This is a genomic window from Bifidobacterium sp. FKU (genome assembly GCF_026016385.1).
GTDB classification, from domain to species: domain Bacteria; phylum Actinomycetota; class Actinomycetes; order Actinomycetales; family Bifidobacteriaceae; genus Bifidobacterium; species Bifidobacterium infantis.
In genome coordinates, this window is the sequence record NZ_CP092888.1 from 1756207 (window position 1) to 1779165 (window position 22959).

Annotated in this window: 22 protein-coding genes and 1 riboswitch; of the genes, 1 reads left to right on the forward strand and 21 read right to left on the reverse strand. The window is 61.7% G+C overall.

The annotated features are described in order from the left end of the window. Positions 1 to 170 precede the first annotated feature (170 nt). Positions 171 to 848, forward strand: a complete 678-nt coding sequence (locus tag MMB48_RS08015) for a hypothetical protein (RefSeq protein ID WP_032744397.1) — start codon at positions 171 to 173, stop codon at positions 846 to 848. Here MMB48_RS08015 and MMB48_RS08020 read toward each other — a convergent pair. The 21 genes from MMB48_RS08020 to pheT form a co-directional block, all read right to left on the reverse strand. Continuing rightward, positions 830 to 1603: a TlyA family RNA methyltransferase gene (locus tag MMB48_RS08020; RefSeq protein ID WP_032744398.1), complete on the reverse strand. Its 774-nt coding sequence runs from the start codon at positions 1601 to 1603 to the stop codon at positions 830 to 832. The genes MMB48_RS08015 and MMB48_RS08020 overlap by 19 nt on opposite strands. A 105-nt stretch (positions 1604 to 1708) precedes the next feature. Then, positions 1709 to 1855, reverse strand: a complete 147-nt coding sequence (locus MMB48_RS08025; protein ID WP_007051152.1) for a hypothetical protein — start codon at positions 1853 to 1855, stop codon at positions 1709 to 1711. A gap of 4 nt (positions 1856 to 1859) precedes the next feature. Beyond that, positions 1860 to 2900: an HAD-IIA family hydrolase gene (locus MMB48_RS08030; protein WP_032744399.1), complete on the reverse strand. Its 1041-nt coding sequence runs from the start codon at positions 2898 to 2900 to the stop codon at positions 1860 to 1862. Positions 2901 to 2908: 8 nt separating this feature from the next. Further along, entirely contained in the window at positions 2909 to 4741 is a 1833-nt protein-coding gene (locus MMB48_RS08035; RefSeq protein ID WP_032744400.1) for a tetratricopeptide repeat protein, read from the reverse strand. Between the two features lie 27 nt (positions 4742 to 4768). Continuing rightward, positions 4769 to 6091, reverse strand: coding sequence for a tyrosine--tRNA ligase (gene tyrS / locus MMB48_RS08040; RefSeq protein ID WP_007051155.1), 1323 nt, complete (start codon positions 6089 to 6091; stop codon positions 4769 to 4771). Positions 6092 to 6216: 125 nt separating this feature from the next. Then, positions 6217 to 6984: a putative ABC transporter permease gene (locus MMB48_RS08045; RefSeq protein WP_032744401.1), complete on the reverse strand. Its 768-nt coding sequence runs from the start codon at positions 6982 to 6984 to the stop codon at positions 6217 to 6219. Next, on the reverse strand, positions 6981 to 7514 hold the full coding sequence (locus MMB48_RS08050; RefSeq protein ID WP_080714796.1) for an HD domain-containing protein: 534 nt from the start codon (positions 7512 to 7514) through the stop codon (positions 6981 to 6983). The genes MMB48_RS08045 and MMB48_RS08050 overlap by 4 nt, the downstream gene beginning before the upstream one ends. A gap of 157 nt (positions 7515 to 7671) precedes the next feature. Further along, positions 7672 to 8028 (reverse strand): rhodanese-like domain-containing protein, encoded by a 357-nt coding sequence (locus tag MMB48_RS08055; protein ID WP_032744402.1) that lies wholly within the window; start codon positions 8026 to 8028, stop codon positions 7672 to 7674. A gap of 56 nt (positions 8029 to 8084) precedes the next feature. Continuing rightward, positions 8085 to 8894 carry a thiazole biosynthesis adenylyltransferase ThiF gene (gene thiF, locus MMB48_RS08060; RefSeq protein WP_032744403.1) on the reverse strand — a complete coding sequence of 270 codons (810 nt, stop codon included), beginning with the start codon at positions 8892 to 8894 and terminating at the stop codon, positions 8085 to 8087. 77 nt (positions 8895 to 8971) lie between these two features. Then, complete coding sequence (locus MMB48_RS08065) at positions 8972 to 9841, reverse strand: thiazole synthase (protein WP_080714797.1); 870 nt, start codon at positions 9839 to 9841, stop codon at positions 8972 to 8974. Between the two features lie 11 nt (positions 9842 to 9852). Further along, the gene (gene thiS / locus MMB48_RS08070; protein WP_032744404.1) at positions 9853 to 10047 is read right to left on the reverse strand and encodes a sulfur carrier protein ThiS; all 195 of its coding nucleotides are present in this window, start codon (positions 10045 to 10047) and stop codon (positions 9853 to 9855) included. A 174-nt stretch (positions 10048 to 10221) separates the two neighbouring features. Then, positions 10222 to 10325, reverse strand: a riboswitch (TPP riboswitch). 70 nt (positions 10326 to 10395) lie between these two features. Next, positions 10396 to 11868 (reverse strand): argininosuccinate lyase, encoded by a 1473-nt coding sequence (argH, locus tag MMB48_RS08075; RefSeq protein WP_032744405.1) that lies wholly within the window; start codon positions 11866 to 11868, stop codon positions 10396 to 10398. A 175-nt stretch (positions 11869 to 12043) separates the two neighbouring features. Further along, positions 12044 to 13282 (reverse strand): argininosuccinate synthase, encoded by a 1239-nt coding sequence (locus MMB48_RS08080; RefSeq protein WP_012578162.1) that lies wholly within the window; start codon positions 13280 to 13282, stop codon positions 12044 to 12046. Between the two features lie 82 nt (positions 13283 to 13364). Beyond that, positions 13365 to 13877: an arginine repressor gene (locus MMB48_RS08085; protein ID WP_013411018.1), complete on the reverse strand. Its 513-nt coding sequence runs from the start codon at positions 13875 to 13877 to the stop codon at positions 13365 to 13367. Then, positions 13874 to 14839, reverse strand: a complete 966-nt coding sequence (gene argF, locus MMB48_RS08090; protein ID WP_012578164.1) for an ornithine carbamoyltransferase — start codon at positions 14837 to 14839, stop codon at positions 13874 to 13876. The genes MMB48_RS08085 and argF overlap by 4 nt, the downstream gene beginning before the upstream one ends. 43 nt (positions 14840 to 14882) lie before the next feature. Beyond that, a complete protein-coding gene (locus MMB48_RS08095) occupies positions 14883 to 16178 on the reverse strand; it encodes an acetylornithine transaminase (protein WP_012578165.1) in 1296 nt (431 codons plus the stop codon). After that, the gene (gene argB, locus MMB48_RS08100) at positions 16168 to 17124 is read right to left on the reverse strand and encodes an acetylglutamate kinase (RefSeq protein ID WP_032744406.1); all 957 of its coding nucleotides are present in this window, start codon (positions 17122 to 17124) and stop codon (positions 16168 to 16170) included. Before argB ends, MMB48_RS08095 begins: the two co-directional genes overlap by 11 nt. Before the next feature lie 136 nt (positions 17125 to 17260). Continuing rightward, positions 17261 to 18436, reverse strand: coding sequence for a bifunctional glutamate N-acetyltransferase/amino-acid acetyltransferase ArgJ (gene argJ, locus MMB48_RS08105; RefSeq protein WP_032744407.1), 1176 nt, complete (start codon positions 18434 to 18436; stop codon positions 17261 to 17263). Further along, entirely contained in the window at positions 18433 to 19527 is a 1095-nt protein-coding gene (argC, locus tag MMB48_RS08110; RefSeq protein WP_032744408.1) for an N-acetyl-gamma-glutamyl-phosphate reductase, read from the reverse strand. The genes argJ and argC overlap by 4 nt, the downstream gene beginning before the upstream one ends. A 98-nt stretch (positions 19528 to 19625) precedes the next feature. Continuing rightward, a complete protein-coding gene (locus MMB48_RS08115; protein ID WP_032744409.1) occupies positions 19626 to 20312 on the reverse strand; it encodes a hypothetical protein in 687 nt (228 codons plus the stop codon). A 30-nt stretch (positions 20313 to 20342) separates the two neighbouring features. Next, a complete protein-coding gene (gene pheT, locus MMB48_RS08120) occupies positions 20343 to 22952 on the reverse strand; it encodes a phenylalanine--tRNA ligase subunit beta (protein ID WP_032744410.1) in 2610 nt (869 codons plus the stop codon). Positions 22953 to 22959 lie beyond the last annotated feature (7 nt).

Sequence of the window (22959 nt, forward strand, 5' to 3'; positions counted from 1 at the left end):
CCACAGAGCCGATTATCGTAAGGCTTCGGCATGCAATGGCATACAGCCGTGCAATCACCCCCCCCATCTGCTCACATCGTGACCGATATAACCCCCTCAACATGGATGCGCTCATTATTGTGGCAATAAGCCATAAAGCTGTACGTCCATATTGAGGGAGTTTTATCATCATGGGCAAGCATACGCAGAATTGCACGTTGATAGGCAAAGGAGTCTACGGCACCATAGGAGTAGACCAACGTTCCCGTCTTGCCGATGGCGCGCATTTTCACACCATGATTGTGACCAGCACCCTCGAGGCCTCAGTTATAGAAGGGGACAAACTGGTCATCAAGAGTGGCATTGTGCGGTGTGATGGTGATATTCGCGTATCCGGCATCAGTGGCAGCGGCGACATCGAAGTCGGCGGCGACATTATCTGCGATGAAGTAACCTTTACCGGCAAACTACGATGCAACGGCGATATCGTCTGTTCCGGAAATCTGTCCGTCAATGGCTCCCTGCAAGACCCCCGTCATATTAGCGGTCAGACAGTTCACTTGAACGGTGTGCTGAAAGGTCATGACATCAACAGCAGGGCGCTGGAAGTTCATCCACTGCGCAGTACGATGTTTTCTCGTTTTGATATGGATGGGTATGAGGATGGCAGCACGGTTCGTCATATCACAGCCGTCACGGTTGAAGCCAACCATCTGCAATGCCAGACTTTGACGGCGGACTCCGCCATGCTACGCAACGGCAGTGCGGTGGAAAGCGCCACGTGCGCCACCGCAATAGGTATCGACCGTACCTCCAGCGTGCTGCTGGTGAACGGAGACTGCCAACGCATTCATCTCAAGACAGCGTAAAGCAGGTATTCCTCATTACCGTGGGTGCCGATGATGGGACTATCGGCAGTGGCCACCACGTCAAGTCCGTGCTGTTCAGCACAGGCGACCACGTCGTGTAATGCCCGCTCCCGCAATGCCGGATCTTCCACGATGCCGTTTTTGCCGAGTCCTGCCCGGCCGACCTCGAACTGCGGTTTGACCAGTAACACAATCTGCGCACCGGGAGCCGCGATGCGCGCGATTACCGGAATCACATAGGTCAGGGAAATAAAGGAGACATCGGAGACGATCATCGCCGGCCGGTAAGGCAGGTCGTCGGCCTCAACTTCGCGAATGTTGACGCCGCTCATTTCGATGACGTGCTCGTCATTGGCGATGCGCGGGTCGAGCTGGCCGTGGCCGACGTCGAGCGCCACGACTTTGGCCGCTCCCCCACGCAACAGTACGTCGGTGAAGCCACCGGTGGAGGCACCGATGTCCAGACATTCCAAGCCTTCCGGCCCGGTAAGGCCATTGTCGGCAAAGGTTTCGAACGCGCCCAAGAGTTTGTAAGCGCCTCGGGAGACGTAGTCGTCGCCCTTATCCACGGCGAGTTTGCTGTGCCCGGCTTTGACCATGAACGATGGCTTGGTGATGGTCTCGCCGTCCACGCGCACATGCCCGGCTTTGATGAGTCGCTGCGTTTTGGCCCGCGATTCGACCAGTCCCGAAGCCACGAGCATCATGTCGAGTCGGTCAAGTGGGGTCGCGGGATCGATATGTTGCTTGGTCATATACCTTCCTTCCGACCCACCATCTACCAACGGGGTGGCTCGGCATGGAGCCACCATCCAGCACTTCACGTCATCTTCCGCTGGCGGGAGAATGAATCTCCTCTGCTAGCTGCGGCTGTTATCAAGCTCGTGTTGTAACGATTCCAGCACGTTGCGATAGGTCTCAAGCTTGCGGTCGTTGTCTTGTTCATCGATATCCGCAAGTTCGGGGTATCGCTCGGTGACCGGCGCGTGTTCGCTATCCGTAGGCATAGGACTATGCCTCGATGGCGAACACCGGTACCGTGGCCTCGCTGAGCTGTGCGCCTTGGTCGGCGGCTTCCCATGCGGCGCATACGGCGGCACGCAGGCCGTCCATACTGGTGGGGTCGCTGACGTGTACCTGGCCGTTTTCAAACCAAGCGCTAGCCTTGCGGCATTCCCAAGTACCGCTCTCGTCGCGGACCGGCTCCGGTTGAGCTTCGCCGAGTTCACGCAGATCAAGGGCGATGAATGTGGGCCTCAGGTGTGCCGGTGCCAGCATCAGTTCGGTCGGGTTGGTGACACCGGTCAGCACCGCCAGCGAATCGTAGTCACCGCGGTTACCGGCCTCGATATCGGTGTCGAGGCGGTCGCCAATAGCGATGGACGCCTCCTTGGGCACCAGATCGTGGCCTTCGGCGGCGTTCAGTTCGCGGGCCTCATCGTACATGTACGCTTCCGGCTTGCCAGCGGAGGCGACAGGTTCGACGCCGGTGGCCGTGATCACGGCGCGAATCATCGATCCGCAACCGGGGGCGATGCCCAGTTCACGAGGAATCGTCAGGTCGCGGTTGGTCACGAAATACGTGGCTCCGGCCTCGACCGCGAACGCGGCGTCGGCCATCATCTGCCAGGTCATATCCGGATACCAGCCCTGAATGACGGCCTGTGGGCGGTCCTGAGGACCGTCCACGATGGTCAGGCCGTTGCGGGTGACCTCATCGCGCAAATGCTCGGTGCCCAATACCTGTACGCGCGCGCCGGCGGGCAACGCCTTGGCCACCACACGGGCGGCCACCACCGAAGAGGTGATGACCTGCCACGGCTCCACGTCCAAGCCGAAGCCCTTGAGCTGGTCGGCCACCACGTGCTGGAAGCGCGAGGAGTTGTTCGTGGTGTATTCGATGGTCATGCCGGCGGCTTCGGCCGCACGAATGGAATCGGCCGCGTATTCGACCGGATTCTTGCCGCGATACACCACGCCATCGAGGTCCAGCAGCGCAAGCTGATAGGCCTCGGCGAGCGGGCGATCGGTGCCTTTGAGGAAACGGGTCATTACGCCGCTCACTCCTCGGTTTCGGTCTCGGTCTCGTCGGACTCAGCCGGTTCAACGGCATCGTCAGCGGACTCGGAAGACTCCTCAGCTTCAGATTCCTCAGATTCTTCCGATGCATCCTCGGACTCAGCATTTTCGACATCGGCCTCATCAGACTCGGCATCGCCGTCTTCAGCCTCGTCGTCCTCATCGCCGTATTCCTGCTCCAGATCCGGGGCGTACTGCGCCTCGTCCGGATCGATGCCGAGCTTCTCGAGCACGTCGGAGTCGTCGGTGATGTCTTCGAGATCGTGGTCAATCACCACGTCGTCGCTGTTTTCGTCAATCTCCTCGTCGGCATACTGATCCTCAAGACGGTCCAGCAGGTCATTAAGCTGCTCGGCTTCCTTGCTGCGGCCGGCCTCTTCAAGGAAGTACTGCTCGGCCTGCACGGCACGCATACGGTACTCACCCGGCAGACCCTGAGAGCGGCCGACGGTATGAACCACTTCAATGGCCTTGTCCCACATCTCCAAATCGCCAAGGGCACCGGCATACACCAGGAACATCTCGACCTTGGGAGCGCCATGCAGCTGCTTGCCCTCATCGGACAGCGCCAGTTCCACGGCCTTCTTCGGTTCACCGACACCACGCTCGCAGTCAGCGATGAACGGCAGGTAGTCGAGGAAGCCGTTCATACGGTAGGCGGTACGGAACTCACGCAGGGCCAGCTTGTAGTCGCCCTGACGGTAGGCCACGAACGCGAGCGTCTCGCGGGCAAAGTCGATGCGGGAGGCCTGACGGGCCACCCACTTGGCGTGCTCCAAGGCAAGTTCGGGATCGCTCTCCTCCAGCGCGAAAGCGGCGAGGATGTGCAGACCAATGTTCTCCGCATGCTCCTTGGACAGGCCGCGCAGACGTTCGCGCTCATCCTTGGACAGCATCGACCATTCCATGCCCTTGGGCATCTTGGGCTCGTCGGGACGACGGTCGGTGTACGGGTTCTGCGAGGGGAAGCTCATCGTGCCGTCGGAGTTACGGCGCGGACGCCTCATGTATTCAGAGCGCTTCTCCTCACGGTACTGGCGCTTCTCTTCCTGCGAAAACTCGCGGAATTCGCCGTCACGACGGTTGTTGTCGCGGCGATCGTCACGGCGGAAGTCACGACGATCATCGCGGCGGTCGTCCCTGCGGAAGTTGCGGCGGTCGCCATCACGGCGATCGTCGTCGCGACGGAAGTTGCGACGCTCACCATCGCGGTGGAAATCACGGCGATCGTTATCCCTGCGGTCATCGCGACGGAAGTCACGACGGTCATTGTCACGACGGAAGTCACGACGGTCATTGTCACGACGGAAATCACGACGGTCCCCATCGCGACGGTCGTCCCTACGGAAATCTCGGCGGTCGTCGTCGCGGCGGAAGTTGCGACGCTCACCATCGCGGTGGAAGTCACGGCGGTCGTCGCGGCGGAAATCACGACGATCGTTATCACGGTGCTGGTAGCGCGGATTCTCGCCGTTCTCGCCTTCGTGGGAACGGTAGCCGCCTTCGCGGCGCGGCTTGAAGCCTTCGCCGTCACGGCGCGGACCATTGCCGCGGTAACCGCCCTTGTGGAAGCCGCCGGACTTGCCGTACGACTTGCGGTAGCCGCCTTCGCCATCGCCGTCGCGGCGCGGCGCGTAGCCCTCGCCATCCTCACGGCGACGCGGCTTGAAGCCCTCACCGTCATGACGCGGCTTGAAACCGCCCTTGCCGCGCGGCTTGAAACCCTTGCCGCCGCGGTTGCCCGGTCGGCGATCGCCATACCCCTTATGGCCGCCGCCGTAGGACTTGCCGGAACGCTCGTTACCTTCTGCCATTACTTGTTTTCCTTAATTCGTTGTTGATTAACGGTTTTCCACGGCGCCGAGCGCCTTCTTGCCACGACGGATGAGCGCGAAGCGGCCTGCCAGGAAGTCGGCTTCGGCCAGCACCTGCTCCTCATCCTCGATACGGTTGTTGTTGAGATACACGCCACCGGACTTGATGGCGCGGCGTGCCTCGGAAGCGGACTTGAACAGTCCGGCAGCCTGGGCGGCGTCGATTACGCGATCGCCCGGCTTGGAGACGGGGAAGACGTGCTCGCCGTTCTCGTCGACCACCTTGAAGCCGTCGAGCACGGATTCCAGCGTTTCCTCGTCGATGTCTTCGAGGTTGCCACCGCGGCCGAACAGCGCACCGGAAGCATCGATGGCAGCCTGGGTAGCGGCCTCGCCATGCACGAAGCTGGTGACCTCCCAGGCGAGGGTCTTCTGGGCCTCGCGCTTGCCGGGGTTGGTCTTGGATTCCTCGACCAGTCGTTCGATTTCGGCCTTGGGCAGGAAGGTGAACGCCTTCAGCAGGCTTTCCATCTCCACGTCCGGGCGGTTGATCCAGAACTGGTAGAACTTGTACGGGCTGAGCATCGTGGCGTCGAGCCAGACGGCGTTGCCCTCGGACTTGCCGAACTTCTTGCCGGAAGCATCAGTGATGATCGGGCTGGTGAACACATTGACGTCCACACCGCGCACCTTGTGGATCAGGTCCAGACCGGAGGTGAGGTTGCCCCACTGGTCGGAGCCGCCGAGTTCCAGCGTGCAGTGGTATTCGTCAAACAGGTGGAGGAAGTCGTTGCCCTGCAGCACCTGGTAGCTGAACTCGGTGAAGGAGATGCCTTCCTCAGAGTTCAGGCGGCGGGCGACCGTGTCCTTGGCGAGCATGGTGCCCAGACGGAAGTTCTTGCCGACGTCACGCAGGAAGTCGATGACGGTCATCGAGGCGGTCCAATCGTAATTGGACACGAAACGTACGGCGTTCGCGCCTTCGGTGTCCAGAATGCCGCCGATCTGGTTCTTCAGACGATCGGCCCAGCCGGCCACCACGTCCTTCGGGTTGAGCGTGCGTTCGCCGGACTGGCGCGGGTCGCCGATGAGTCCGGTGGCGCCGCCGACCAGGGCGATTGGATGATGGCCCGCAAGCTGCAGGTGACGCATGTTGATGAGCTGCACGAGGTTGCCGATATGCAACGATGCAGCGGTGGGGTCGAAGCCGCAATAATAGGTGATGGGCTCGCCGTTCAGTGCTTCTGCGAGTCGATCCCGGTCCGTGGACTGGGAAATCAACCCGCGCCATTCCAGTTCCTCAAGCAGGGTGTTGAAACCCGCTTCCTTGAAGTCGGTGACGTGAGCCATAGCTTGTCGCTTCTCCCTATCGAATTGTGAATGAGACTGCCCAATTGGGCACAGTCAAGTTTCGCAGAACATGGCGACAGTGCCGAACACCAGCCGAGCCGCGCGATTCAGTAAAACGCCTTATTCTAGCGGCGCGGGCCCATAAGTTCGCGCAAAGAGTCGATGATGTCCTGACGATCCGGCACCTGGAACTTCGGGAAGGACTTGAGCATACGCTTCTGCTGTGCGTTGATGACGCCATTGACGGCCCAGCGCAGACGCTCAACCGTATCCTGCGAAAGCTCACGCATCCTGTCGGATACCGCACTGGAGCCCCGCTGCCACGTGTCACCGGCGCGTGCCGCCACATCCTGCACCACCTGAGCGACGGAATCGAGCACCTGCTCGAATCCGAGCATGCCCGCAACCGTGACCGCCAAGTCGATGATGGTGATCAGGGCCAGTACCGTGACCAGCGTATGCAGCATCGGCAGCGGAATCATATCCGTGACCCGCTCGACATATGGCTGCGAACCAAGTACCACGCCCACGCCGCCGAGGCCGAAAATCAACGCGCCCAGCAGGCAGACGCGGCCTTGGAGGTTGAAGCGGAAGTTCGAGTAATCCCACCAGCGGGCGTGGAACAGCTGCTCCATGACCCATGAGGTTGTGTATTCGAGTATCGTGGCGCCCACCATCGAAATCAGGAAGATGATGATCGGGTTATGTACGTTGCCGAGAATGGCGACGCCGAGTATCGCGCCGGTGCCGTAGATCGGGCACAGCGGGCCGTTGAGGAACCCTCGGTTGACCAAGCGGTGCTGTTGGCAGGAGACGAGAATGGACTCGTACATCCAGCCGACGAAACTGTAGAACAGAAACCAGAGGAAATAATGTTCGAGTGTGGTGATCATCGACGGGCTTCGATCTCGGCGTAAGGCTTCGCGGCGGGCAACGCGCGCTTGTTGAACCGGTCGAACGAGAAGGTCTCGGCGGTGGCGGAGCATTTGTCCGCCAAGGTGACCAGATAGCCTTCGATATAGCGCGGCGGCACCAGGGTCATCGGGAACATGTGGTTCTCGATGCTGTTGCGTTCGATATCGTTGAGCTTGAAGTCCTTCAGGGCATTGGCCAGGGCGGCGTGGCCATGGGTGAAGCCATGCCACTGGTGTTCGCCGTTATCCCAGTCGTGCCAGTCGTACAGGAAGTAATCGTGCAGGAGGGCCGCGCGAATCAGGGATTTGAGGTCGACGCGGTACCACAGGTGCGCGCGGTCGGCCATCCACACAGCCAGGCAGGCGACACGCACGGAATGTTCGAACGTGGTGACGTTGCCGTGCTGGTAGTAGCAGCGTTCGATCTGCATGTGGCGATGCTCGATGACCTCACGGCCGTGCTTGGCGACCAGGCGTTGAATCTGCGTTCGGGTGAGCAGATGTCCCACGGTTTCGACCCTCCGTTCGGGTTGGTTCAGTGCAATCCCTTGTTGTGAATTACGATTACCCGACGATATTCAAGAATCCATCGAGTAATACCGTGACCGATTGTAGGGCACACGTATGTCCGTGCACACTCATCCAAAAGAACGACAACGGGAACCGTTAATCGTGGTGGGTTTCAAGATAGTCGAGATAACCCTGAAAACCGCCATCTAGGCTTGCTACATCGTAACCGCGATCGGCAAGGATTTCAGCTACTTCCTCGCTCCACCATCCTTGAGCACAATAGACTACGACAGTTCGATCTGTGGGCACGGTTTTGAGCACATGGGCCAGAGGGTCGAGTGGTGCATTGATGGCACCTTCGACCGGGTGGGCGGCGAAGTCGGCTGGTTCCCTCAAGTCGAGCAGCGTGACCGTATTCGGGTCGAGCTTGGCAAATTCCGCCGGCGTGATGCGGCGGTACGATGATTCACTGCTCTCATCGTCAACGACCGCATTATGCAAGGCAATAGGCATGTTCTTCCCCTCTCGTTCTGATCTTGGCTCCCCTCAAGGAGGGGAGCCACATAGCTCTAAATCGCGCAGGCCGGCTGAATATAGTTGGCCGGATCAATAGCAGTAATGGTCGGCTGCTCACCGCACACCGGGCAATCCGGCACATGCTTTGGCAGTGGGACCCGTCGAATATTCATGGTCAGCGCATCCACGGTGAGCATGCGCCCCACCAACGGCTCCCCCACGCCGGCAATCAACTTCACGGCTTCGGTGGCTTCCAGACTGCCGATCACACCGACCACCGCGCCCAGCACGCCGGCCTCCTTGCAGGTCGGAATCTCACCGGCGGCGGGCATGTCGCGGAAGATGCAGCGGTAGCAGGGGCCTTCGCCGGGAATGACGGTCATCACCTGACCGGCGAATCCGACCACTCCGGCATGGATGTACGGCTTGCCGGCCAGCACGCAGGCGTCATTGATGAGGAATTTTGCGGCGAAGTTGTCGGTGGCATCGATCACCAGATCGTACGGTTTGATGAGGCCGGCGATGTTGCTCGCGTCGACGAGCTCGTAGTAGGTGTCGACCGTCACATCCGGGTTGAGCGCGCGGATGGCTGTGGCCGCGGATTCCACTTTGGGCGCTCCGACACGTGCGGTGGTATGGATGATTTGGCGTTGCAGATTGCTCATATCCACCACATCGCCGTCCACCAGTCCGATATGGCCGACGCCGGCCGCCGCCAGATACAGGGCGGCCGGAGAACCAAGCCCGCCCGCTCCGATGATGAGCACGCTGGAGGCCAACAACCGCTTCTGCCCTTTGACGCCCAGCCCCTTCAAAATCAGATGGCGCGCGTACCGCTCCACCTGTTCATCAGTCAATGCCATGTTTTCTCCATGTTTCCAGCTCCCCTCAGTCCGCTACGCGGCCAGCTCCCCTCAGAGAGGGGGAGCTAATAAAAGTGTCAGTGCAAATACCCCGTAGTCGGGCTGGACGGCACAGCCTGTCCCTCGGTCACCTTGCCAAGGCCAGACAAATACGCCGCACGGCCGGCATCGATGGCGTGCTTGAACGCCTCAGCCATCAGGGGGATATTGCCGGCAGAGGCAATGGCCGTGTACGCCATCACCGCATCCGCACCCATCTCCATCGCATCGCAGGCCTGGCTCGGACGGCCGATACCAGCGTCGATGATGACCGGCACATGCGCGTTGGCGATAATGATTTCGATGAAGTCACGCATGCGCAGGCCCATATTGGAGCCGATCAACGAACCGAGCGGCATAACGGCAGCGGCACCGGCCTCCTCCAGCTGACGGGCCGCAATCGGGTCCGGGAACATGTAGGGCATGACCACGAAGCCTTCCTTGGCCAGCATCTCGGTGGCTCGGATGGTTTCGGCGTTGTCCGGCAAGAGGTACTTGGTCTCGTGTTCGATTTCGACCTTGACGAAGTCGGTGTGGCACACTTCGCGTGCCAGTCGGGCGATACGCACGGCTTCCTCGGCGTTGCGCGCGCCGGAGGTGTTGGGCAGCAGCGTAATGCCTTCGGGAATGTAGTCGAGCACGCTGTTCTCGGTGGTCTGCGCGCGGCGCAGTGCCATGGTGACGATCTGCGTGCCGGCATGTTCGACCGTGGCCTTGATGAGGTTCAGGTCGTAGCGGCCGGAGCCCAGGATGAATCGCGACTGGAACTCGTGACCGCCCAAGTTCAGCGGCTTGTCTTTCACCGGGAGAATCGGCGCGGCGGTGCCGACCGGATTGGTGACGGCGGGCTGCGGCGGCAGCGGAGTCGCCTCAACAGATGCTTCAGTAACCGGATTAATATTGCTCATAGCTTTTCCTTTCATCCACCCTGTACAAACTGCACAATTTCCATGACGCACTGGTCGTCGAGCATGGCGTCGGCACGCTTATCGCGCGGGATAATCTCACCATTGAGTTCGATGGCCACACGCTCGGCGCGGAATCCGCGCGCTTCGAGATAATCGGCGACGCTGACCGGCGTCTCGAGCGTGACCTGCTCTCCGTTGACCTGCATAATATCCTTTCAGATAGTAAAAAAGGGTGCACGAAACGAACCGTACCTTAAGTGGTGCGCCCATTCATGAACCCAATCATGCGACCGTTCGACCGTTGTGATGTATTGGCTCCATCACGACCGTCTCACGGCTGAATTATGCAAACGGAATGAAAGCTGTATTGGAGAACCCGGCAAATCTGCAACAACGATTCCTTACGGCGGCATGACCCGCGTCAAGTTCCCCGGTCGAAGTCTGGCAACTTCCTCTCAGCCTCACGGCTCCCGTTCGTTACGATTTCTCAGTGTATGCCGTTGCAGTGACAACAGCAAAATAGAGCTCCCTCTGACGAGGGAGCTCTATTGGGACTAGAACGTGCCGGGGGCTTTGTAGGCGGAGCCATCCGACGTGGATGCGGGGAAGAGCTTGAGTTCTTCGACCTCGGCCTTGGCGTCGGCGATCTGCTCGCGCACGCGACCGTAAGCGGTGCCGCCCTTGCCGTTGCGGGAGTCGACCGAACCGTGGCTGGAGAGCACTTCGCGTACTCCCGGAGCCTTGTCGGCCGGCAGGAACGCGGCGAAGGTCTCGATGAAGTCATTGTCGGTCAGATCCCACAGTTCCTGGCCGCGGCCTTCGGCGAGCTTGACGCAGGCACCAGAGAGCTCGTGCGCGTGGCGGAACGGCACACCGTTCTTGACGAGCCATTCGGCGATGTCGGTGGCCAGCGCGAAGCCGGTCGGAGCTTCCTCTTCCAGGCGGTCGCCGTCGAAGTGCATGGTCTTGACCATGCCGGTGAAGGCGGGCAGCAGCACTTCGAGCGTATCGACCTGGTCGAACACGGCCTCCTTGTCTTCCTGCAGATCGCGAGCGTAGGCGGTGGGCAGGCCCTTCAGGGTGGCCAGCAGACCGGTCAGATCGCCGATGAGTCGGCCGGACTTGCCGCGGGCGAGCTCGGCGATGTCCGGGTTCTTCTTCTGCGGCATGATGGAGGAGCCGGTGGAATAGCCGTCGTCGAGCTTGACGAAGGCGAACTCCTGGGTGTTCCAGATGATGATCTCCTCGGACAGGCGGGAGATGTCCACGCCGGTCATGGCGGCCACGAACGCGAATTCGGCCACGAGATCACGTGCGGCGGTGCCATCGATGGAGTTGTCGGTCACGCGGGAGAAGCCGAGCTCACGCGCCACGGCCTCCGGGTCGAGGCCGAGCGTGTTGCCGGCCAGCGCGCCGGAGCCGTACGGGGAGGCGTTGATGCGCTTGTCCCAGTCGATCAGTCGCTGCACGTCGCGGATCAGCGGCCAAGCGTGGGCCATGAGCTGGTGCGCGAGCAGCACGGGCTGGGCGTGCTGCATGTGGGTGCGGCCAGGCATCACGGTGCGGCCGGCCTTTTCGCTTTGCTCGATCAGGGCGTTGACGAGGTCAAGCAGGAGTCCGGCGATTACGCGGGAGTGGCGGCGCAGCCACATACGAATCAGGCAGGCGATCTGGTCGTTGCGGGAACGGCCGGCCCTGAGCTTGCCGCCGAGTTCGTCGCCGGCAATGTCAATCAGTCCGCGTTCGAGGGCGGTGGCCTCGTCCTCATCGTCTTCGATGGGGGCGAAGGAGCCGTCATCGACGTGGCGCTGGAGCGTGTCGAGCGCATCCTCCATGCGCTGCAGCTCGTCGGCGGTCAGGAGTCCCGCACGGCCGAGAGCACGGGCGTGGGCGCGCGAACCGGCGATATCGTCGTCGGCCAAGCGCCAGTCGAACTGCGTGGACTTGGACAGTCGGGCCAGTTCCGGCGACGGACCAGACGTAAAGCGACCACCCCACAGGGCCAGATGTTCGTTGTTCTCAGTCATGAAGGCTCCTTGAAAAGTGAAAATAGCTGTGTTTAAGCGTAGCAATGTGTTCAAACATACAGTTGCCCCCGCTGGCGAGGGCTGTCACATGGAGTGTGACTGAGGACAGTCCTTTCAAAGACCACTCCCAGTCAGCTATGCCGACAGCCTCGCAGCGGGGGCGACTGAGTAAGAATCACTCGACGGTGTTCTTCGGGACCTCGATGCCGTTGCCGAACTTGACGTCGCGCGCTGCGGCCACGCGGGACGGCAGACCGTAGATGTCGATGAAGCCGTTGGAGGACTTCTGGTCGAAGGTATCGCCGGAATCGTAGGTGGCGAGCTTGTAGTCGTACAGCGAGGAGTCGGAACGACGGCCGGTCACGACGGCGCGACCGCCGTGCAGGACCATGCGAATCTCACCGGACACGTACTTCTGGGTGTCCTCGATGAACGCGTTGAGCGACTGGGTTGCCGGGGAGAACCACTGCGCGTCGTAGACCAGCTCGCCCCAGCGCTTGTCGATGTCGCGCTTGATGCGGTGCTGTTCGCGTTCGAGGCAGCAGTTCTCGAGTTCCTGATGCGCGGTGATCAGGGCCACGGCGCCCGGCGCCTCGTACAGCTCGCGGGACTTGATGCCGACCAGGCGGTCCTCGATGAGGTCGATGCGGCCGATGCCCTGGGCTCCGGCGCGGCGGTTCATCTCTTCGATGGCCTGCAGCGGGGTGACGTCACGTCCGTCGATCTTGACCGGCACACCTTCCTTGAACTCGATGACGACTTCATCTTCGACCGGCGGGAAGGCCGGGTCGTCGGTGTAGGAGTAGCAGTCCTTGGTCGGGCCGTTCCACGGATCCTCAAGGAAGCCGGTCTCAATGGCGCGGCCCCATACGTTCTGGTCGATGGAGTACGGGGACTTCTCGGTCTGGGTGATCGGCAACTTGTGCTCCTTGGCGAACGCGATCTCGACATCGCGGGTCAGGGACAGGTCACGAATCGGGCTGATGGCCTTCAGCGTCGGGTCAATGGAGGCAATGGAGACCTCGAAACGAACCTGGTCGTTACCCTTGCCGGTGCAACCGTGGGAGATGGTGTCGGCACCGAACTGGTGGGCGGCGCGCACGAGGTGCTTGGAGATCAGCGGACGGGAGATGGCGGAGACCAGCGGGTAGACGCCTTCGTACATGGCGTTGGCCTTGAGGGCCTTCATGCAATATTCGTTGGCGAACTCGTCACGGGCGTCGACCACGTAGGATTCAACGGCACCGCAGGCGAGGGCGCGCTGCTTGATGGTCTCAAGGCTTTCACCACCTTGGCCGACATCGAGGGACACGGCCACGACGTCCTTGCCGGTGCGCTCCTTCAGGTACGAGATGGCGACGGAGGTGTCAAGACCGCCGGAGTAGGCCAGAACAATGCGCTTGTTATCTGCCATTGGTTCCCTTTCGTTCAAGGTCTGAAAAACAAACTGATGCAAGTATATACAGAGGACTGTATATTTATGCACGGCGTGTTGGTTATTTGGAAGCGAGGCTTAGCAGCCAGTCGGAGCGGGAGACGGCGGTGTCGTCATTGGTGCAAATCACCATGACGGTGTCGTCTCCGGCGATGGTGCCCAGCACGCCTTCGATCGGCTGCTTGTCAATCACCGAGGCCACGTATTGTGCGGCACCGGAAGGCGTGTGCACCACAACCAGATTCCCGGCGGCGGCCACCGAGGTGACCAGTCCGTTCAGCACGCGGGACATCTGTGCCTCACCGCGCTCCCCTACATCCTCACCTTCTGAAGCAACGACGCTGCGACCCACCGTGTAGGCCACCGTGCCGTCCTTCAGCCGGGTCTTCACCGCATGCATCTCGTCAAGATCGCGGCTCAGGGTCGCCTGAGTCACCGCAATGCCCTCGTCGATAAGGATTTTGGACAGCTGTGATTGCGAGGTGATGATATGCGTGGCGAGCGCCTGTTCTATGGCACTCAGCCGCGCCGCCCTGGTGGCAGGGCGCTGCAGGGACGGACCGGTTTCACTCATGCGAGCAGGCTTTCGTCTCCACGGGCCTTGCCGGTCAACCAAGTCAGCAACGCTTTCTGTGCGTGCAGACGGTTCTCGGCCTCGTCCCACACCACGGACTGCGGGCCATCGATCACTTCAGCGGTGACTTCCTTGCCGCGGTAGGCGGGCAGGCAGTGCTGGAAGAGCGCATCCGGCTTGGCCAATGCCATAAGTTCGGTGTTGACCTGGTAATCCCAGAACGGCTTGGAACGGATGGCGTATTCGGCCTCCTCGCCCATGGAGACCCAAGTGTCGGTGAACACGCAGTCGGCGTCCTTCACCGCTTCCTTGGCATCGGTGGTGACCAGGATGGAGCCGCCGGTCTCGGCCGCGACGCGCTTGGCGTCGGCCACGATGTCCGGGCGGGGCAGGTAGCCGTGGGGGCCGGCCACGCGCACGTCCATGCCGGCCACGGCACCGCCGAGCAGGTAGGAGTTGGCCATGTTGTTGGCCGCGTCACCGAGGTAGGCGATGGTCTGGTTCTTCAGGTTGTCGACGCCGCCTCGGTGCTCGGCGATGGTCTGGAAGTCGGCGAGAATCTGGCAGGGATGGAAGTCATCGGTCAGGGCGTTGACCACCGGATGGGTGGAGTACTTGGCCATTTCTTCGACGCGGTCCTGGCCGAAGGTGCGCCACACCACGCCGTAAGCCATGCGGTCGAGCACACGAGCGGTATCGGCCACGGGCTCGCCACGGCCCAGCTGGGAGCCGGACTTGTCGATGACCAGCGGGTAGCCGCCAAGCTCGGCAACGCCGATGGAGAAGCTGGAACGGGTGCGGGTGGATGGCTTGTCGAACAGTACGGCGACGGCCTGCGGACCGGCGAACGGCTGCTTGTAGAAGCGGTCATGGTGGAACTTGATGGCAAGTTCGAGCACCTGCTTCTGCTCCTCATGGTTGAGGTCGTCGTCACGCAGCATGTGGCGAAGTTCTGGGGTCATGATGATCTCCTTGGATCGGTGGGTCGGCAGTGACGGCGAGAAATCAGTCGTCGGGCAGGTCCGTAGGCACATCCTTGAGGATGGCAAGTGCCTGATCCACGTCTTGAGCGGTTACAATCAGCGGCGGTGCGAAACGCAGCGCATTGGGAGCCACCGCGTTGACGATGAGCCCGTGTTCGAGGCAGTAGTTCATCACCGCGTGGGAGCAGGGATGCTTGAGCTCGACGGCGTCCAGCAAACCACGGCCGCGTACGGAAACGAACAGCGGATTACCGGTGGCCATAATGCCATCGCGCAGCTGTTTGCCGCGAGCTTCGGCGTTGGTCACCAGATTCTCGTCTTCAATCACGTCAAGAGTGGCGAGTCCCGCAGCCGCACCCAGCGGATTGCCGGCAAAGGTGGAGCCGTGGGAACCAGGAGTGAACAGAGCCGCAAGTTTCTCGCCAAAAGCGATCATGCCGCCCATCGGGAATCCGCCTGCCACACCCTTGGCGAAAGTCACCATATCCGGCGTCACGCCGCCGGACAGATCGTCACGCTGGAATGCGAACCACTTGCCGGTACGTCCGATACCGGTCTGTACTTCATCGATGATGAGCAGCGCGTGGTTGATATCGCACAGTTCACGCACGAACTTGACGTAATCGGCGCCCAACGGCTGCACGCCGGCTTCGCCTTGGATAAGTTCCAGAATCACAGCAGCCACCGGACCCTTGCCATAGCGACCGAGACCGGTCTGTGCAAAAGCGTCGTGCAGGGCGACCTTGTCGCCGGCGCGCACGAATTCGATGTTCGGCACCAGCGGATCATACGGCTTGCGGATACCGGGTTTCCATGTGGCGGACAGCGCACCCATCGTACGGCCATGGAAGCCGTGAGTCATTGCGAGAATGCGTGCGGGCTTGCCGCCGATGGAAGGCAGGGCATCAGGCAAGGTGCGGCCATACAGCTTGGCGAGCTTGAGGGCAGCTTCATTGCCTTCAGCACCGGAGTTGCCGAAGTAGACTTTGGAGCCTTCAGGTGCACCAGCCAGCTTGACCAGTTTGGACGCCAATTCAATTTGCGGCTCGGACGCGAAATAGTTGCTGATATGAGCCACCTTGGCAGCCTGATCGGCAACCGCTTTGACCCACTTGGGGTGGGCGTATCCGAGGGAATTGACGGCGATGCCTGCCAGGAAATCGAGGTATTCGTTACCGTCAACATCCCAGATGTGGGCACCTTGGCCGTGATCCATGACGCGCAACGGCGTACCGAACACATTCATGTGGACCTGAGAGTACTCTCCCAGCCACTTGCTGTCTTCCGTACCTAGTTTTTCCTCATGCTCAGTAGCCATAAGAGCTCCTCATTCCCAGTCCTTCATCGGGCATAACCATGGTACCGATGCCTGCGGAGGTGAATATCTCGTTCAAAATCGAATGCGGCTTGCGCCCGTCGATGACATGGGCTTGGGGCACGCCACCGTCGATGGCCCTGACACAGGCCTCCATCTTGGGTCGCATACCGGATTCCAGGTCCGGCAGCATATCGCGCAGGTTTTCCACACCGATCCGGCCAATCAGAGAATTCTTATCCGGCCAATCGGCGTACAGACCATCCACATCAGTCAAGATAACGAGCTTGTGCGCGCCCACAGCGGCAGCCAAAGCGGCGGCGGCGGAATCAGCGTTCACGTTGAGCACTTCAGTGGCATCTTCTTCGTTCGGAGCCACGGAAGAGACGACCGGGATACGACCGGCGGCCACCAGATCCTCGACTGCCGAGGCATCGACGGAAACCACGTCGCCGACCAGGCCGATATCGGTGGGCTTGCCATCGATGACGGGCCTGCGCTGCATGGCCGAGAACAGGCCGCCGTCTTCACCGGACATGCCTACGGCCAGCGGGCCGTGCGCGTTGATCAGGCCTACCAGTTCGCGTGACACCTTGCCGGTCAGAACCATGCGCACCACATCCATGGCCTCGGGGGTGGTGACCCTCAGGCCGCCTTTGAATTCGGATTTGATGCCGAGAGCCTTGAGCATGTGGGAAATCTGCGGACCGCCGCCGTGCACGACGATCGGGTGTAGACCCACCTGACGCAGAAAGACCATGTCTTCGGCGAAGCACTGCTTCAGATGGTCATCGACCATGGCATTGCCGCCGTATTTGACGACGATACGCTGGCCGGCGAACTCCTCCAGCCATGGCAGCGCTTCAATAAGCACTTCTGCCTTCTGATCGGCGCGCAAATCGGTGTGCACGTCGAAATGGAACCCAGGTCCCTTCAATTCTGTAGACAATTTTTCTCTTTTCTGCGACGCCGGCGACGCTATCGCTGCCGGCTGCTACAAACAGCCCACTGGGCTGTTTGCGTTATATGCGGCACCGGCAACGCTATCGCTGCCGGCTGCTACAAACAGCCCACTGGGCTGTTTGTCAGCTTTCGTAGTCGGCGTTGATGTGGACGTATTCGTGGGTGAGGTCGTCGGTCCAGACGGTGGCCTGCGCACTCGAGCCGGTGTTCAGGTCGATGTCGATGTGGACTTCGCGCGGGGTCATGTCGACCTCGCTACGGTCGCGGCCGGCACCGCCGTTCTCGCAGATGCGCACGCCGTTGACGTCCACGGTCACCTTGTTCGAATCGTAAGGCGCGACTTCAGGCAGCACAGTGCCCAGGGAGCTGACGATGCGACCCCAGTTCGGATCGTTGCCGGAGATGGCGCACTTGAGCAGGTTCGAGGCGGCGACGGCACGACCACAGGCAAGTGCCGCGTCTTCGCTGGTGGCACCGGTGACGGTGATACGGATGTCGTGGGAGGCACCTTCGCCGTCGCCGACGATCTGGCGGGACAGGGATGCGCAGGCCTCACGCACCAGCTTGTTGAATTCGTCCTTGTCCGGTTCGACGCCGGAGGCACCGGAGGCGAGCAGCAGGACCGTGTCGTTGGTGGACATGCAGCCGTCCACGTCGATGCGGTTGAACGAATGTTCGGCGGCCACGGCGAGTGCGGCCTGCATCTGGCCGGCGGAGACGACCGCATCGGTGGTGATGACGCACAGCATGGTGGCCAGCTGCGGGGCAATCATGCCCGAGCCCTTGACCATGCCGCCGATCTTCCAGCCGTTGGAGCCGGTCAGTTCGACCGTCTTCGGCTTGGTGTCGGTGGTCATGATGGCGTGGGAGGCGTCGGCGCCGGCTTCGGCGGTGGCGGCAAGAGCCTCATGGGCACTCTTGGCACCAGCCAGCACGTTGTCCAACGGCAGCAGTTCACCGATGAGACCGGTGGAGCAGACAGCCACATCATTCGGTTCGGCGCCGATGAGACCGGCGACCGTTTCCGCGGTGGCGACGGACTGGGCGTAACCGGCCTCGCCGGTGCAGGCGTTGGCACCGCCGGAGTTCAGAATCACGGCCTTGACGTGACCGTCGGCGACGACTTTACGGCTCCACTGCACCGGGGCGGCGCAGAAACGGTTCGAGGTGAACACGCCTGCAGCCGCGTCGAGCGGGCCGTTGTTGACCACGAGGGCCAAGTCCTTCTTGCCTTCGACGGATGAAATACCAGCCGCCACGCCGGCGGCGGAGAAACCTTGTGCAAATGTAACGCTCACGGTGCTACTCCGATCTTGGTCAGGCCCGCGTCTTCCGGCAGGCCGAGTGCGATGTTCAGTGATTGGACCGCTTGTCCGGCGGTGCCACGGTTGAGGTTGTCTATGGCGGCAAAAGCGTAGATGCGGCCGGCCTTGCGGTCGGCGACGACCTGCAGGTGGGCTGCGTTGGATCCGATGATGTTGCCGGTGGCGGGCAGTGTGCCCTCGGGCAGCAGCACCATGAAGTCCTGGCCTTCATAGGCCTTGGACCATACGGCGCGAATCTTCTCATCGCTCAGTGCCTTGGCCTTGTCCGTCATGCGGGCGGACACGGTGGCGAGGATGCCTCGGGACATGGGGGCGAGAATCGGCGTGAAGCCGAGCGTGAATTCGCTGGCTTCGGCCGCGCTCTTGCCGGCCGCGTGAGCGAAGTTCTGCAGAATTTCGGGAATGTGGCGGTGCTTGCCGCCCACCGAATACGGCAGGGCGGATTGCAGGGCCTCGGCGGCAAGCAGGTTGGTGCGCTTGAGATTCTTGCCGGCACCCGAGTATCCGACGACCAGATCGGCCACGATATCCTGCGATTCAACCAGTCCTTCGGCGATGCCGGGCTGGAGGGCCAGCGTGGTGGCGGTGACGTTGCAGCCAGGGCCTGCGATGCGCTTGGTGCCAAGAAGCGCCGCGCGCTGGCGGGTGTATGAGCCGTCCGCGGCTTTGCCGGTGATGAGCTCGGGCATGCCGTAGGTCCAATGCTCATAGAAATCGCCGCCGTAGAACTCATCCCAAGCGGCCTGCTCTTCGAGACGATGGTCGGCGCCCAAATCCACAACAACGGCATTCGGATCGAGCTGCGAGGCGAGCTTGCCCGAAGCACCGTGCGGCAGTGCGAGGATGATAACGTCATGCCCGTTCAGCACTTCGGGCGTGGTATCTTCGACGACCAGATTGGCCAGTTGGGGAATATGCGGCATGTGCTTGGCCATCGACTCCCCCACTGAGGAATGGCCTGCCACGCAGGTGATGTCGAAGTCGGGGTGCGCGGCCAGAATGCGCAGCGCTTCACCGCCGGCATAGCCCGTGGCCCCGGCCACGGCCACTGTATATTTCGCCATACTCATCTCTTTTCACTGATGTGTCTTGGGATGAGTATACGCGATTATGCAGACTATTGCATATTTATGCAGTGGGTGTGTTGGTATGTGAACGCTACTTATGCGGAGATGGAGTCGGAGGAGGAGCCGGTGCCGCCGGTGAGTTGCTGGAGGGCTTCCTGGTAGAGGCTCATGGCGTCATAGCCATTGAAGGCCATCCAGATGACGGCGATGGTGTATAGCACGTTGATCACCACGGCGGCCACGGCCAAACCGAAGCCCTTCATATGGAAGGTGCGCGTGCGCCACATTGCCACCGCGCCCATCAGTGCCGAGAGTACCGGCACAGGGAAGAACAGGGCGAGGATAAAGGAGATGATCGCATACGAATCCCAGTGCCCGTAGAGCGGGTTCTGGTTTGGATCGTTCAGGTCGATGCCGTGGTAATAATGCGGCTGGTGAGGCTGACCGTTCGGCTGTTGACCATACGGCTGGCCCTGCATGCCCGGGTACCCGCCCGGATATGCGCCCGGACCGGACTGTTGGCCGCCTTGAGCATACGGCCAGCCGCCCGCCTGCTGATTGCCGGGCCACGGCGTCTGCTGGCCGTACGGCTGGCCGGCCTGCTGAGATTGTGCCGCGCCACCGTTGTTGCCAGCGGCTGCGGCGGAATCCTTCTTGGTATCCGGCTCGGGAGCGCCATAAATATACGGGTTGTAATTCGGCCCGTATTGGCCAGACATAGCACCATATTCAGGCTGCTGGTACTGCCCGTATTTCGGCTTGTCCTGCTCCGGTTGGCTCATGGCGCTCCTCGATTCGGATGATTGGTTGGGTCAGGCGCGCAGCTGGGCGCCGATTTCGGCGGCCTCAGCCACGATGGCCTTGCGGATGGCGTCGCTGTCTTCGGCGGACAGCGTTTTACTCGGCGAACGGAACACCACCGCATAGGCCAGGGACTTCTTGCCCTCGCCCACCTGTTCGCCGGTGAACACGTCGAACAGTTCGATGGATTCGAGGTTCGCGCCGGCGGCCTTGCGAATCACGTTCTCAAGCTGGCCTGCGGTCACGGTCTCGTCCACGGTGAAGGCCAAATCCTGCTTGACCGGCGGGAACGTGGAGATCGGCTTGGCCTGGACGGGCTTGCCGGTCAGCGTGGCGAACAGCGCGGTGAGGTTCAGCTCGAAGGCCGCGGAATGGGCCGGGAAGCCGAGCGCCTCGTTGACGCGCGGGTGCAGTTCACCAACCCAGCCGGTGAAGACGTCGCCCACCATGACGCGGGCGACGCGGCCGGGGTGCCATTGGACGGGCACATCGTCGGCGGCGGGCTGGTCGAGTTCGATTGCGGCACCGATACGGCCGGCGATGCGGCGCACGGCCTCGACGGCGTCGGACCAGTCGACCGGGCGCTTGCCGCCCATCCAGCCGTCGTCCTCGGCCAGACCGGTCAGGATGCCGGCCACATGGTCGGGCTGTTCGGGCAGACCGGCGTCAAGCGCAGCGAGCTGTTCGTCGGTGGGGCGCACGCCACCGGGCAGTGCCGGGATGGCGGGCGCGTTCGAATCCCACAGGTAGACGTGGCCGAGCTCATACAGGGACACGTTTTCGATGCCGCGGCGGATGTTGCGCTGCACGGTGGTGGCCAAGGTCGGCAGAATCTCGCGACGCAGGTACGGACGGTCGCCGTAGAGCGGGTTGGCGATCTCGACGCTGACCTTCTTGGTGGCTTCCGGGTCGAAGCCGAAGGCCTTGTAATCGTCGTCGCCCACGAACGGGTAGCTCAGCGATTCGACCATGCCGAACTCGGCGAGCTCGTCCGCCACGCGACGGCGACGCTGCTGGTCCGGGGTCAGGCCCACCAGACCCTCGACCGGTGCCGGCGGCACGGTAATCGGAATCTGGTCGTAGCCGATCAGTCGGGCAATCTCCTCGACCAGGTCGCACGGCTCGTTCAAGTCCGGGCGCCAGCTCGGCGCGGTTACGGCGAACTCGCCGTTGCCGCCGCCGGCCACCGTGCAGCCAATGTCGGTCAGGATGTCGGAGATGCGGTTGATGTCCACGTCGAGGCCGGCCACGCGGGCCACTTCGGAGGCCTTGAAGTGGATGACCTTGGCGCGCGGCGTGTTGTTCACGTCGTTCGGGTGTTCGCTGGGCTCGCCGTTGCCGTACTTGGCCATGAGCTCGGCGGCCATCTGGGTGGCGGCGGGCTGCAGCGCGGTGTCGACGCCACGTTCGAAGCGGCGGGAGGCCTCGGATGGAATCTTGTGGCGACGGGCCGAACGGGCGATGGTCACCTGATCGAAGTGCGCTGCCTCCAGAAGAATGTTCTTGGTGTCAGCGGTCACTTCGCCATACAGGCCGCCCATCACACCGGCAAGGCCGAGGATGCGCGAGCCGCGTTCGCCGTTCGGCGAATCGGTGATAAGCAGATCTTCGACGCTCAGGTCATGTTCCTTGCCGTCCAGGGTGGTGAGTTTCTCACCCTCGTTGGCGCGGCGCACGACAATCGGGCCTTCGAGCTTGTCGAGGTCGTAGGCGTGCATCGGCTGGCCGAGGTCAAGCATCACGTAGTTGGTCACGTCCACGGCCAAGGAGATGGAGCGCATGCCGGCGCGGATCAGGCGGCGGCGCATCCAGTTGGGCGTGTGGGCGTTGGGATTGAAGTCCTTGACGATACGCGCGTAGTAGCGGTCGCAACCGGGCACGCCGTGAATCGGATTGTTATCGTCGATTTCAACATCGATGTCCACCGGGGTGCCGGGCTGATAGTCAGCAGGTTCCGGGGCCTTCTCGTTGAGTGCCACGGCCGGATCGGTGTAGGCGGCACCGGTGGAGTGGTGGTATTCGCGGGCCACGCCACGGTAGGACAGCGTGTAGCCACGGTCCGGGGTGATGTTGATCTCAAGCAGAGGCTGGTCGAGGTGCAGCAGGTGCATGGCGTCCTGACCAGGCTTCAGAGCCTCGTATTCAGCCTCGGAGAAGCCGTACTGACGCAGCAGGATGATGCCATTGTGGTTGTCGCCCAGACCCAGCTCACGTTCGGAGGCGCACATGCCGTTGGAGATGTGGCCGTAGGTCTTGCGCGGCTCGATCTTGAAGTCGCCGGGCAGCACGGCACCGGGCAGGGTGACGACGACCTTTTCGCCGGCCTTCATGTTGGGCGCGCCGCAGATGATGCCGCGCGGCACCTTGTTGCCGTCTTCGTCGGTCTCGTTCCATTCGTCGCCGCAGTCCACGTGGCACCAGTTGATGGTCTTGCCGTTCTTCTGCGGTTCGGGGGTGGCGTCGACCACGTAGCCGACCACAATCGGGCCGGTCACCTGGGAGGAGTGAATCTCCTCTTCCTCAAGACCCACCTTGACAAGGTCCTTGGCGAGCTGTTCGTAGGTCAGGCCTTCGGGAACCTCGACATGGTCCTTGAGCCAATCGATATCAATCATAGGCATGGCTGAA

Excerpts from the sequence above, each read along its gene's own strand:
- MMB48_RS08015 (WP_032744397.1), top strand. The coding sequence starts at position 171 with ATGGGCAAGCATACGCAGAATTGCACGTTGATAGGCAAAGGAGTCTAC.
- MMB48_RS08020 (WP_032744398.1), bottom strand. The coding sequence starts at position 1,603 with ATGACCAAGCAACATATCGATCCCGCGACCCCACTTGACCGACTCGAC.
- MMB48_RS08025 (WP_007051152.1), bottom strand. The coding sequence starts at position 1,855 with ATGCCTACGGATAGCGAACACGCGCCGGTCACCGAGCGATACCCCGAA.
- MMB48_RS08030 (WP_032744399.1), bottom strand. The coding sequence starts at position 2,900 with ATGACCCGTTTCCTCAAAGGCACCGATCGCCCGCTCGCCGAGGCCTAT.
- MMB48_RS08035 (WP_032744400.1), bottom strand. The coding sequence starts at position 4,741 with ATGGCAGAAGGTAACGAGCGTTCCGGCAAGTCCTACGGCGGCGGCCAT.
- tyrS (WP_007051155.1), bottom strand. The coding sequence starts at position 6,091 with ATGGCTCACGTCACCGACTTCAAGGAAGCGGGTTTCAACACCCTGCTT.
- MMB48_RS08045 (WP_032744401.1), bottom strand. The coding sequence starts at position 6,984 with ATGATCACCACACTCGAACATTATTTCCTCTGGTTTCTGTTCTACAGT.
- MMB48_RS08055 (WP_032744402.1), bottom strand. The coding sequence starts at position 8,028 with ATGCCTATTGCCTTGCATAATGCGGTCGTTGACGATGAGAGCAGTGAA.
- thiF (WP_032744403.1), bottom strand. The coding sequence starts at position 8,894 with ATGGCATTGACTGATGAACAGGTGGAGCGGTACGCGCGCCATCTGATT.
- MMB48_RS08065 (WP_080714797.1), bottom strand. The coding sequence starts at position 9,841 with ATGAGCAATATTAATCCGGTTACTGAAGCATCTGTTGAGGCGACTCCG.
- thiS (WP_032744404.1), bottom strand. The coding sequence starts at position 10,047 with ATGCAGGTCAACGGAGAGCAGGTCACGCTCGAGACGCCGGTCAGCGTC.
- argH (WP_032744405.1), bottom strand. The coding sequence starts at position 11,868 with ATGACTGAGAACAACGAACATCTGGCCCTGTGGGGTGGTCGCTTTACG.
- MMB48_RS08080 (WP_012578162.1), bottom strand. The coding sequence starts at position 13,282 with ATGGCAGATAACAAGCGCATTGTTCTGGCCTACTCCGGCGGTCTTGAC.
- MMB48_RS08085 (WP_013411018.1), bottom strand. The coding sequence starts at position 13,877 with ATGAGTGAAACCGGTCCGTCCCTGCAGCGCCCTGCCACCAGGGCGGCG.
- argF (WP_012578164.1), bottom strand. The coding sequence starts at position 14,839 with ATGACCCCAGAACTTCGCCACATGCTGCGTGACGACGACCTCAACCAT.
- MMB48_RS08095 (WP_012578165.1), bottom strand. The coding sequence starts at position 16,178 with ATGGCTACTGAGCATGAGGAAAAACTAGGTACGGAAGACAGCAAGTGG.
- argC (WP_032744408.1), bottom strand. The coding sequence starts at position 19,527 with ATGGCGAAATATACAGTGGCCGTGGCCGGGGCCACGGGCTATGCCGGC.
- MMB48_RS08115 (WP_032744409.1), bottom strand. The coding sequence starts at position 20,312 with ATGAGCCAACCGGAGCAGGACAAGCCGAAATACGGGCAGTACCAGCAG.
- pheT (WP_032744410.1), bottom strand. The coding sequence starts at position 22,952 with ATGCCTATGATTGATATCGATTGGCTCAAGGACCATGTCGAGGTTCCC.